Origin of the sequence: Streptomyces sp. NPDC097981 (assembly GCF_040302565.1) — a bacterium.
GTDB lineage: Bacteria > Actinomycetota > Actinomycetes > Streptomycetales > Streptomycetaceae > Streptomyces.
Genome location: NZ_JBEORW010000097.1, coordinates 1 through 10,828, shown reverse-complemented (window position 1 = coordinate 10,828; position 10,828 = coordinate 1). Strand labels below are relative to the sequence as shown.

The following is a 10,828-nucleotide window of genomic DNA, read 5'->3' as shown; positions in this document are numbered from 1 at the left end:
CACCACCACACCCTGGTCATGGACGCAGAGGGCAACACACTGCTCTCGCGGCGCGTGGCCAGCGATGAGCCGGAGCTGCTCCAGCTGATCGCCGACGTCCTGGACCTCGCCGTGGGCAGGGCGGTGACCTGGGCCCTGGACATGACCGGCGGCGAGCCCGGCCTGCTGATCAACCTTCTGGCCAGCCACGGCCAGGAACTCGTCTACATCCCCGGCGTCGCGGTCAACCGCGCCACCGACAGCTACCGCGGACAGGGCAAGACCGACGCCCGCGACGCCCACGTGATCGCCGACCAGGCCCGCATGCGGCGAGACCTGCTGCCCGTCCGCCTCAACGACGAGGCCGTCATCGAGCTGCGGCTGCTGACCGAGCACCGCGCGGACCTCGTCGCCGACCGCACCCGCGTCACCAACCGGCTCCGAGCCCTGCTGACCAGCATGTTCCCCGCCCTGGAACGGGCACTGGACCTCGGCAACACCGGGCCGCTGCGACTGCTCACGGGCTACCAGACCCCGGCCGCGATCCGCCGCGCCGGAGCCAAGCGGCTGACGACGTGGCTGCGCAACCGCAAGGTCCGCAGCGCCGACGCCTTGGCGGCGACGGCCGTCGAGGCCGCCGAACGCCAGCACACCGCAGTCGCCGGAGAGAAGGCCATCGCCAAGATGGTCCACACCCTGGCCGAGGAGGTGATGACCCTCAACGAGAAGATCACCGAGACCGACAAGCTCATCGAGGGCCGGTTTCACGAGCACGCACTGGCCGACGTGATCATCTCCATGCCCGGCATCGGCCCGATTCCCGGCGCCGAGTTCCTCGCCGCTGTCGGCGGCAACCTGGACGCCTTCCCCACCGCGGACCGGCTCGCCGCCTTCGCCGGCGTCTCCCCGGCACCACGAGACTCCGGCAAGGTCAGCGGCAACCTCCACCGCCCACAGCGATACCACCGGCGCCTGCAACGCGTCTTCTACACATCCGCACTGATCAGCGTCCAGAAAGACCCCAACTCCCGAGCCTTCTACGACCGCAAGAGGGCGGAAGGCAAGCGACACACGCAGGCCGTCATCGCGCTCGCACGCCGTCGCGTCAACGTACTGTGGGCTCTCATCCGTGACGGAAGGTGCTACCAAGTCACACCTCCTGTCACCGAAGCGGCTTGACATCAGCATCGGGAAGCCAGCCGGGTTGAGGAGCTGGCGCAGCCGTCGGCCAGCGATGATGCCGCCGGTTCCCGCGCCCAGGGCGACGGCGTTGCTTCGGTCTTGGCTATGGCGCGTCCTGTCAGAAGGTGACGACCTGGTCTGCCCACAGGGTCCAGTCGGTCAGTTCCTCCAGGGTCGAGCGGTGGGTGCCCTTGGTGAGGTGGTCCTCCGGTGATGCCGCGGGCGTCCAGGCAGGTGCCGCAGCATCCCACCTCGGCGCCATGGCGGGCGGCGGACTCGATCATCCGGTCCAAGTGGTAGTAGCCGTCGGGCACCTTCTGGTTGGAGACCGCGCAGCCCACGGCGTCGCCCAGCAGGAAGACCCGTACCTCGGCGTCCTCGCGCCGGGCGAGCGCGCCGGCCAGACGCAGACCGTTCCAGGAGCGTTCGGTTCCGTACGGCGGGTCGTTGAGGATCAGCAGGACGCTGCGGCTCACGGTGGCCTCCCGGGATGAGGCATGGGCTACTGGGTGTCTGGGTGTTCTTGCATCTGGAGGAAGCGGCCGTGCCAGGTGTGGTACCAGACGTCGCCGCTGGTGGCATTGACCGAGAGCATGCCGACGATTCCGTCCCCGCGCAGCGTGTGCAGCGTGTAGTAGCCGGGGAACTGGTCCGGCTCGGCCGCGTGCAGGCCGGGGCGGTTGTCCCGCAGCCACCGGTTGGCGATCCGCACCGCCTGGTCCGGGGTGGTTGCGGCGCTTGCGGAGGTGGTGCGGGCGGGCATCATCCCGTAGGCAGTGTTCCACATCATGGCCGGGCCGAACTCCAGCTGGACGGTGCCGCTGCCCGGGTCGATGAGGACCTCGGTGGCACCGTTCCCTGCGGGGTCGAGGAGTTCGGCGTAGTAGCCGTTGCTGAACCGCATGACCTCGCCGACGCGCAGGTTCCACCGGTCGGCGAAGCGTCCCGCCGCACGGTCCGCGTCCGCCAGGCTGCGCACCGGTCCCGTGCCCGAGACCGTGCCCATCATCGTCCCGGTGCCGGGCCGCCCGTCCGACCGCCAGGTGTCGCTGCCCGCGACCCACACGAGTGAGGTGATCAGCGCCGCGAGCGCGGCGACGAGCACCGCCATCGGCAGCCTCCGGCCGCGCAGCCGCCCGGTCATCGCTGCCTCGGCCGCTGAGCGGCGAGGTGTTTGCGTGCCTCGGTGTAGGTCTCCGTGTCGATCTCGCCGGAGGCGTAGCGGCGGTCGAGGATCTCCTCCGGGCTCTCCCGCGGCGGCAGCATGCGGTCGTGGCCCTCGTCGTGACCGGAAGGGTGCTGGGTGAGGCGGACCGCCGCCCACACCACCAGGCCGATCAGCGCGATCCACAGCAACGGCATGAAGGCCATCCAGGCCCAGCCGCCGTTCCAGTACATCACTGTTCTCACCTCCAGGGCGTTCCCCCCTCTTCTCAGCTTCTTCGCGGACGGGAGCCGGGTGCCAGGGTCCTTCGGTCCCGCCGCCGGTCCGTTCGGGGTACCTCACTTCCGGGTGGTTTCTCGCCCCCAAGCCGCCTGGGATGGCGGTCGGGGGTGGGTGCCGGGCCCTGGACGGAGTCAGGCCCGGGTATGTGTTTCGTACATCCGCACCGCCACCAGCAGCCCGGAGGCGGCGGTCAGCGCGGCGATGGCCCAGATGGCTGGGCGCAGGCCGTAGGCGTCGGCGAGGGCTCCGGCCAGCAGGGCTCCGATCGCGAAGCCGCCGTCACGCCACAGCCGGTAGACGCCGACCGCGCGGGCGCGCCAGGCGGGGTGGGCGACGTCGCCGATGACGGCGAGCAGGGTCGGGTAGACCAGGGCGGTGCCGATACCGAGGAGGACCTGCGCCGCTGCCCAGACGCCGAAGGTGGTGCCGGCGGCGACGAGGCCGATGGCGGCGGCCTGCAGCAGCATGCCCGTGGTGATCAGATGCTTGCGGCCGATGTGGTCGGACCACCAGCCGGTCAGGAGCTGGCCGGCGCCCCAGACTGCAGGGTAGAGGGCGGCGAGGATGCCGATCTGGGCGATGGACAGGCCGTGGGCGGCGAACAGGAGGGGGAAGATTCCCCAGGCGAGGGCGTCGTTGAGGTTGTTGACCATCCCGGCCTGGCTCGCGGCCGACAGCGCCTTCTCGTGGACGCTGGTGCGCCAGGCGATCTGTCCGGTGGTCAAGTCCGCGTCCGCGCCGTCCTGCGCGGGGTGGCGGGCGGCTTCGGCGCGGGCGTGGTCGCGGGTCTCTCGGACGGCGAAGACCGACAGGCCCAGGGCGAGGGCGGTATAGGCGGCACCGAGGAGGAACGGCTCGGGCCGCAACCCGGCGTGCTCCGCGATCGCTCCGGTGGCCATGGCGGTGGCGGCCACGGCCAGGTAGCCGGCGGCCTCGTTGAAGCCCATTGCGAGGCCGCGGCGTTCCGGGCCGACCAGGTCGATCTTCATGATGACGGTGGTGGACCAGGTCAGGCCCTGGTTGACGCCGAGCAGGACGTTGGCGGCGACGATCCAGCCCCAGGACGGGCCCCAGGCCAGCATGGCGGGAATGGGAAGGGCGATCAGCCAGCCCGCGACCAGGACCGGCTTGCGGCCGTAGCGGTCGGAGAGGGTGCCGGCGAAGAAGTTGGTGATCGCTTTGGTGGCGCCGAAGGCCACGATGTAGGTGAGTGCCGCGGTATAGGCAGACAGATGGAAGACATCGTCGGCCAGCAGCGGCAGGACGATGCGCTCCTGGCCGAGCATGCCGCCGACCAGGGCGTTGACCGCGACCAGCAGGGCGAACTGGGCGAGATTGGCGCGCAGTCCGAGGCGGATGCCGCTGTCAGCGGGTGCGGTGCGGGCGGTGGTCACGCGCCCTCCTCAAGGGTGCGGCCGGTGGCCTTGGCCCAGTCGCCGGGGCCGCCGTCGAGAACGGCGAGACCGCGGTGCCCGGCCCGCTGCAGCAGACTGGCGGCGGTCATGGCGCGCTCGCCGTGCCCACAGGCGACAACGGCACCCTGCGGGGTCTCGTCGGCGCGCGTGGCGAGGTCGCCGAGTTCGATGTGGACCGCGTCGGGAATGTGCCCGGCGGTGTGCTCGGCGGCCTGTCGGATGTCGAGGACGGGGCGCTTGGCGATTCGGTCGGCGGCGAGGAGCTCGATGCGTTCCTGTCGCCCGCCGTCGGCGGTCCAGGCGGCCATGCCACCCTCAAGGTGTCCGGCCAGCCGCTCGTATCCGATCTTCATGGCCTGCCAGGCGATCTCGGCGAGATCCTGCCCCGGGGCGGTGACGAAGACGAGCGGGCTCTCGTTGGGCAGCAGCCAGCCCAGCCAGGTGGCGAACTGATCGCGCAGCGGGATGGAGATCGCTCCCGGGATGTGGCCGGCGGCGAAATCGGCGACGGGGCGTACGTCGACGATCTGGGCGCCCCAGCCAAGCAGGTCGCGGACCTGGTGCATGGCCAGTGCGGGAAGTGCGGGGGCGGAGTCGAGGACGGCGGGACCGCGCCGGTTGATCTCGCCCAGCCGGTCGAAGTATGCGGGGTAGGAGCCGAGGCTGCCGAGCAGCTGCCGTACGAAGGTGTCCTCGTCCGGTGCGGCGAGCAGCGCGTTGGCCTGCTTCTGTGCGCCGATGGTGGTGGTGCGCTCAGCGCCGGGCGGGGCGGAGCAGAACGATCCGGCGCCGTGTGTGGGCCACACGGCGGTGGCGTCCGGCAGTTCGGCCAAGCGCCGCAGAGAGTGGTACTGAGCGCGGGCCAGTTCCTCGGCGCGGTCGGCGCCGAGCAGGTCCGTACGGGCGGCCGAGCCGACGATGAGGGAACCGCCGGTGAACACGCCGAGCTCGCGCGTACCGTCCAGGAGCAGGAAGGACACGTGCTCGTCTGTGTGGCCGGGGGTGGCCAGCGCCCGCAGGGTGAGGCCGCCGAGGTCGGTCTCGTCGCCGTCGGCGAGCGGAGTGTGGGGGAAGCCTCGGTGTCCGGCGGCAGAGGCCAGCACGGTCGCGCCGTCGTCTGCGGCCAGCTGCACCGCACCGGACAGGAAGTCGGCGTGCAGGTGGGTGTCGGCGGCGAAGGCGACCCTGAGGCCGCGCCGTCCGGCAGCCGTACGGAGTGCGCGCAGATCGCGGCTCGCATCCACCGCCAGGGCGCGGCCGTCACCAAGGTTGATGAGGTAGGAGCTGTTGCCCAGCCCCTCATCGATCAGCGGTATCAGGTGATCGTCGGCGAAACCCATCAGGTCCTCCAGGTGTCAGTGCAGGTGCGGTCGCTTCAGCACCCACCCTTAGCTACAATATTCCATGGATTGATGGAGGATGCCATGGGAGACCCCGCGCGCAAAGCCGCGCTGTACGACGCCTTCGCCCGGACCGGCAAGGCGCTGAGCAGTGGAAAGCGCCTGGAACTGCTCGATCTGCTGGCCCAGGGCGAGCGCCCCGTCGACGCGCTCGCCAAGGCGGCCGGGCTCAACCTGACCACCGCCTCGGCGCACCTGCAGACCCTCAAGCAGGCCGGGCTTGTCGCCACCCGCCGCGACGGCGTACGCATCCACTACCGCCTGGCCGGCGACGACGTCGCCGCCCTGTACGCCCTGCTGCGCCAGGTCGCCCAGACCCATCAGGCCGGCGTCGAACCCGCCCGTACCGCCTACCTCGGCACCGACGAGGCGGACGAGGTCGACCGCGAGGAACTGCTGGCCCGCGCCGAGGCGGGCGAGGTCGTCGTCCTCGACGTCCGCCCGGCCGAGGAGTACGCAGCCGGACACATCCCCGGAGCCCTGTCCATCCCGGTCGAGGAACTCGCCGAGCGGATCGCGGAGTTGCCGACCGACGCCGAGGTGGTCGCCTACTGCCGCGGGGCCTACTGCGTCCTCGCCTACGACGCCGTACGCCTGCTGCACGCCCACGGCCGCAAGGCCCTCCGGCTGACCGACGGGATGCTGGAGTGGCGGCTGGCCGAGCTGCCCGTGGACAGCGTGGCCGCCGCGTGATCCCCGCGCATCCCGCCTTCGCCGACGGCCCGGTCTACCTGGACTACAACGCCACCACCCCAGTGGAGCAACCCGGCCGCTTCTTCGCCCCACAGCACGAGACTCTCCAGATGGTTCATCACCATCTTCGAGTCCACCGAGAACAACAGCATCTTCATCTCCCTGTGAGACAACGCGGGAGACGAGAGATAGCAGTGGGCTGAAGGGCTCCAAGGACACGTTCATCAGCCCGAGCGACACCTCATGAGACAGATCTGAACTGCACCAAGATGAGCAGGGGCATCCCGGGCTGTCAATGGCCTCGTAGTACGGAGACCGCCGTCACTCGGCAGACCAGATCGCGCAATGGGTCGCCGAACAACGCGAGGCCCTCCGATCCGGCCGCCTCGCACTGTCACGAGGCTGGCCAGATCAGACATCCTCCGAGGCCGGACCCGCCTCTTGATCCACTTTCGCAACAGGCCCTAACCGGCAGCCTGAGGATCATCAGCACCACTGCTCAACGAGTTCGACCTCAGCCACAGAAGGTGCGCCCCGCCCAGAGCAGTGGCTCGGTATCCGGCAGCAAGGGATTCGCTCAGCCCCAGACGGGATTAGCCCAGTTCCGTGATCGCAGCCTGCGGGTAAGTGTCGGGCATGGACGCGTGGGCAGCAGATATTGCACAAGTCGCTTGCTGGGATGACAAGTTGGAGGAGTTACTCCTGAGCATCGGCGATGTCTTCCCGCGGGTGGATCTGCGAGGCCGGGCCCGGGCGTGTGTGCGAGGACTGCTGGGGCCCGTGTCGCGGAAGAACGGGTGGCAGCTGGCTGAGTACGCCGGGTGGGACCACCCCTGGCTGCAGCAGCACTTGCTGGACCGTGCCCGCTGGGAGGCGGATGAGCTGCGCGATCGGGTCCGTCATTACGCGATGGCGGGCCTGGCCGATGGCGCGGGTGGGGTGTTGGTGGTCGACGAGACCGGCTTCGCGAAGAAGGGCGACACCTCGGTTGGTGTCGCCCGGCAGTTCAGCGGCACATTGGGCGGGGTCTTCCCCTGCCAGGTGGGGGTGATGGCGGCCTGGGCCACGTCACGCGGGCAGGCGCTGGTGGACCGGGAGCTGTACCTGCCGCGCCCGTGGACCGAGGACCGGGCGCGGTGCGAGGCCGCGCACGTGCCCGAGGCGGTCGCTTTCGCGACCAAGCCCCGCCTTGCCGAGAAGATGATCGAGCGGATCTGGCCCGAGTGCCCGCACGGCACATGGGCGGCCGCCGACGAGGTGTACGGCCGTGACGGCGCTTTCCGTGCCTTCCTGGAGGAGCACCGGATACCGTACGTGGTCAACGTGCCGACCGCGCAGACGGTGCTGCCCCAACCCGGATGGCGGCGCATCGCCCTCCTGGCCAGTCAGGCGGACCAGGACCAGTGGCGACTGTTGGAGGCCGGGCCGAGCACGGCCGGCTCACGCTGGTGGCAATGGTGGATCAGTCGCGTCCCGGACCCGGACCTGCCGATCGGCACCGGCGAGGGCGGCGAGAGGTGGTGGTGCCGGTGGATGATTGCCCGCCGTCGCCCAGAAGATCCGGCAGGCCGGCACGACTACTACCTGGCCTGGGGCCCGGCCGACACGACGCCCGAGCACCTGGCCCACGTCGCTGGCGCGCGTTGGCGGGTGGAGGACGCGATCAAACTCGGCAAGCACGAGTGCGGCCTGGCCGACTACGAAGTCCGCAGCTGGCACGGCTGGTACCGGCACATCACCCTGTCCATGCTCGCCGCCGCATTCCTGGCCGTCCAAGCCGCAGGCAGCGGCAACGAGCACGAGGAAGAGGCGACCGATCACAGCACGAGCCCGGCCAGGGACGCTGACGAGCAGGTCAAAGGGGGGAAGCCGAGGACACCACACGCCTCTTCCCGCTCATCGCGTACACCGCGGCAGAGATCCGCAAGCTCCTCGCACTGATCCTCCCGCAACCCCCGCCGGACGGCCCGCTGATCCACACCCTGTACTGGTCCCGCTGGCGACGACACCACCAGGCCGTGGCCAACGAGCACCACCGAAGACGCCGTGCCCGCGAACTGAAACTGATCTACAACTGAAGGGTTAGTACTCCAGTTGTAGATCGCGATCTTCATGCTTGAGTGGCGCCGAGGAGAAAGGTGGCCAGCATCGATCGTCTGGACGAGATCGACCACGCCATCAGGGGCGTCCGTTCCTTCTCCGCCTACCCGAGTCCACCGAGATGGAGGGCATCCTCAATCTCGCTGAGCTTCGCGGAGGACAGGACGCCCGCTTGCTCGATCAGGTCGTCCCGGGTCACTGTGGTCAGCCACGTGCAAGGGGTAAGGCCTGGACGCGGGAACGCGATCCGCAGCACGCCTTCAAAGGGCAGTCCGTCCCTGGCGCCTACTGCCACTTCGACGCCCAGACCGCTGATGTCGACGCCCGCTGGAGCGACGACCTGCATCACCTGTATCCCGGACGTGTCGTCTCCCGATAGCAGTACGACCGGCCGCCGCTCGTCGAACGCGACCCACCAGACTTCGCCACGTTGCACATGTCCTCCTGGCACAGAACGGCAGGTGGACGCTGCGCGGCCCTGACGCGTTGGGGAGACGGGTGCGGCCATCGTTGATCATCGGTGTGTGAAGACTGAAGATCATCCGGTGGCCGCAGGTCACAGCATAGATCCTGGCCGTTGGCAGGAGACGTTCGAGGTCCTGATGAGCCGGATCGCGGGACGGTTCGTCCGGGTGGAACCACGGCGTCGGGTGCGGCGGTTGGTGCTCGGGTTGCTGTCAGAGCTGCCGCGCAAGAACTGCTGGACGCTCGCGGAGCATGCCGGGGACGCGACCCCATACGGCCTGCAGCACCTGCTGTCGCGGGCCAAGTGGGACGCCGACGCGGTCCGCGACGATATCCGCGGCTTCGTCGTCGAGCACCTGCACGACACCACGGCGGTACTGGTCGTCGACGAGACCGGTGACCTCAAGAAGGGCGTCGCCACGGTCGGCGTGCAGCGCCAGTACACCGGCACCGCCGGACGCATCGAGAACAGCCAGGTCGCCGTCTGCCTCGCCTACTCCACCCGGCGCGGACACGCGGTGATCGACCGGGAACTGTATGTCCCGCGTTCCTGGACCGAGGACACGGCCCGCTGCCGGGCCGCCGGGATACCCGACACCGTCGGCTTTGCCACGAAACCCGCACTCGCCGCCCGCATGATCGGCCGCGCCCTGGACGCCGGCGTCCCCGCGTCCTGGGTGGCCGGCGACGAGGTCTACGGAGGCAACCCGCACCTGCGGACCACACTGGAGGAACGGCAGGTCGGCTACGTCCTCGCCGTTGCCCGTGACCACCAGATCACCACCCGCGCGGGCAAGCTCCGCGCCGACACCCTGGTCAAGAAGCTGCCGAGGCGGGCCTGGCAGAAACTCTCCGCCGGGGCCGGAGCCAAGGGCCACCGTTTCTACGACTGGGCTCTGGCCGACATCACCGACGACCGACCCGGCCACCACCAGCTGCTCGTCCGCCGCAATCGGCGCACCGGCGAACTCGCCTTCTACCGCTGCTACTCAGCCACCCAGGCGCCGCTGTCCACCCTGGTGCAGGTAGCCGGACGCAGGTGGACGGTCGAGGAGACCTTCCAGTCCGGCAAGGGCCTGGCCGGACTGGACGAACACCAGGTCAGACGCTGGACGTCCTGGCACCGCTGGGTCACCCTCGCGATGCTCGCCCATGCCTTCCTCGCCGTCGTCCGCGCCGACGAACACACCCGCCACCCCGGCCCGGACGAGCTGATACCGCTCACCTGCAACGAGATCCAGCACCTGTTCAACACGCTCGCCGTCCGGCTCGTCCACGACATGGCCCACCGGCTCGTTTGGTCCCATTGGCGACGCCGCCACCAGGCCCGGTCCCAGACCAGCCACTACCAGCGACAAGCCACTCAAGCATGAAGATCGCGATCTATTGAGGCGAAACTGATGGGTTTCCTGATCGTTGGTGGGGTGTGAGCGAGGATCGGGACATGCGTCGTCTGTCGCCTGCCGCGCAGGAGGATCTGCGGTTGCGGGTGGTTGCGGCGCTGGAGTCGGGGCGGGTGCGGACGTACGTCCAGGCGGCGGAGGTGTTCGGGGTCTCCGAGCGGTCGGTGGGCACGTGGTGGCGGGCCGTGCGAGCCGAGGGCGGGCGGGCGGTATTGGCTGCCCCTCGTGAATCGCGTGCCGGGAAGGGCGAGTTGATCGGCGAGTCCGCGCGCGGGGCCGTGTTGCGGGCGATGCGGGACTACACCCCGACGGACATCGGGCAGAGCGGGGTGCTGTGGACGCGGGCCTCGGTGAAGGCGCTGATCAGCCTGGTGTGCGGGGTGTCGATGACTGAGCAGGGCGTGGGCAAGTGGCTGCGCCGGCACGGTTTCACTCCGCAGCGGCCTGCCCGCCGTTCCTGCCGGCAGCAGGACGAGCAGGTGCGGGCGTGGCTGGAGGAGGAGTACCCGGCCATCGCCACCCGGGCCCGAGCGGAGAAGGCCGAGCTGGTCTGGGCCGACCAGTGCGGACTGCGCTCCGACACCGCACCGCCGGGCCGCTCCTGGGCGCCGGCCGGGCACACCCCGATCGTGAGAGTCAACGGCCGGCGCTTCCGCGTGAACATCATGTCCGCGGTCGCCTCCCGGGGCGCGCTGTGGTTCACCGTCTTCCCCGGGAAGTTCACCGCGAAGGTGTTCTGCGTGT

Annotated in this window: 11 protein-coding genes; 5 read left to right on the top strand and 6 right to left on the bottom strand. The window is 69.8% G+C overall.

Annotation, left to right across the window (positions count from 1 at the left end; genetic code table 11):
* A partial coding sequence (locus ABTY04_RS39190; protein WP_352218208.1) for an IS110 family RNA-guided transposase occupies positions 1-1,158 on the top strand: 1,158 nt, incomplete at its 5' end.
* Positions 1,159-1,160: 2 nt separating this feature from the next.
* Here ABTY04_RS39190 and ABTY04_RS39185 read toward each other — a convergent pair.
* The 5 genes from ABTY04_RS39185 to ABTY04_RS39165 form a co-directional block, all read right to left on the bottom strand.
* A complete protein-coding gene (locus ABTY04_RS39185) occupies positions 1,161-1,637 on the bottom strand; it encodes a DsrE/DsrF/TusD sulfur relay family protein (RefSeq protein WP_352218207.1) in 477 nt (158 codons plus the stop codon).
* A 26-nt stretch (positions 1,638-1,663) separates the two neighbouring features.
* Positions 1,664-2,305 carry a hypothetical protein gene (locus ABTY04_RS39180; RefSeq protein ID WP_352218206.1) on the bottom strand — a complete coding sequence of 214 codons (642 nt, stop codon included), beginning with the start codon at positions 2,303-2,305 and terminating at the stop codon, positions 1,664-1,666.
* Complete coding sequence (locus ABTY04_RS39175) at positions 2,302-2,571, bottom strand: SHOCT domain-containing protein (RefSeq protein ID WP_352218205.1); 270 nt, start codon at positions 2,569-2,571, stop codon at positions 2,302-2,304. The genes ABTY04_RS39180 and ABTY04_RS39175 overlap by 4 nt, the downstream gene beginning before the upstream one ends.
* Positions 2,572-2,739: 168 nt before the next feature.
* On the bottom strand, positions 2,740-4,002 hold the full coding sequence (locus ABTY04_RS39170; protein ID WP_352218204.1) for an MFS transporter: 1,263 nt from the start codon (positions 4,000-4,002) through the stop codon (positions 2,740-2,742).
* The gene (locus ABTY04_RS39165) at positions 3,999-5,363 is read right to left on the bottom strand and encodes an MBL fold metallo-hydrolase (protein WP_352218203.1); all 1,365 of its coding nucleotides are present in this window, start codon (positions 5,361-5,363) and stop codon (positions 3,999-4,001) included. Before ABTY04_RS39165 ends, ABTY04_RS39170 begins: the two co-directional genes overlap by 4 nt.
* Positions 5,364-5,447: 84 nt before the next feature.
* Here ABTY04_RS39165 and ABTY04_RS39160 point away from each other — a divergent pair, with 84 nt between their 5' ends.
* Positions 5,448-6,116, top strand: a complete 669-nt coding sequence (locus ABTY04_RS39160; protein WP_352218202.1) for an ArsR/SmtB family transcription factor — start codon at positions 5,448-5,450, stop codon at positions 6,114-6,116.
* A 636-nt stretch (positions 6,117-6,752) separates the two neighbouring features.
* A complete protein-coding gene (locus ABTY04_RS39155; RefSeq protein WP_352218210.1) occupies positions 6,753-8,057 on the top strand; it encodes an IS701 family transposase in 1,305 nt (434 codons plus the stop codon).
* Positions 8,058-8,319: 262 nt separating this feature from the next.
* On the opposite strand, the gene ABTY04_RS39150 is transcribed toward ABTY04_RS39155, so the two are convergent.
* Positions 8,320-8,652, bottom strand: a complete 333-nt coding sequence (locus ABTY04_RS39150) for a type II toxin-antitoxin system PemK/MazF family toxin (RefSeq protein WP_352218201.1) — start codon at positions 8,650-8,652, stop codon at positions 8,320-8,322.
* Between the two features lie 166 nt (positions 8,653-8,818).
* Between ABTY04_RS39150 and ABTY04_RS39145 the strand changes: the two genes are divergently transcribed.
* Both ABTY04_RS39145 and ABTY04_RS39140 read left to right on the top strand, forming a co-directional pair.
* Positions 8,819-10,054: an IS701 family transposase gene (locus tag ABTY04_RS39145; protein ID WP_352218209.1), complete on the top strand. Its 1,236-nt coding sequence runs from the start codon at positions 8,819-8,821 to the stop codon at positions 10,052-10,054.
* Between the two features lie 71 nt (positions 10,055-10,125).
* A partial coding sequence (locus ABTY04_RS39140) for an IS630 family transposase (RefSeq protein ID WP_352218200.1) occupies positions 10,126-10,828 on the top strand: 703 nt, incomplete at its 3' end.

What these genes read in the sequence shown, in the direction of transcription:
- ABTY04_RS39160 (WP_352218202.1), top strand. Translation starts at nt 5,448, where the DNA reads ATGGGAGACCCCGCGCGCAAAGCCGCGCTGTACGACGCCTTCGCCCGG.
- ABTY04_RS39180 (WP_352218206.1), bottom strand. Translation starts at nt 2,305, where the DNA reads ATGACCGGGCGGCTGCGCGGCCGGAGGCTGCCGATGGCGGTGCTCGTC.
- ABTY04_RS39165 (WP_352218203.1), bottom strand. Translation starts at nt 5,363, where the DNA reads ATGGGTTTCGCCGACGATCACCTGATACCGCTGATCGATGAGGGGCTG.
- ABTY04_RS39155 (WP_352218210.1), top strand. Translation starts at nt 6,753, where the DNA reads ATGGACGCGTGGGCAGCAGATATTGCACAAGTCGCTTGCTGGGATGAC.
- ABTY04_RS39145 (WP_352218209.1), top strand. Translation starts at nt 8,819, where the DNA reads ATGAGCCGGATCGCGGGACGGTTCGTCCGGGTGGAACCACGGCGTCGG.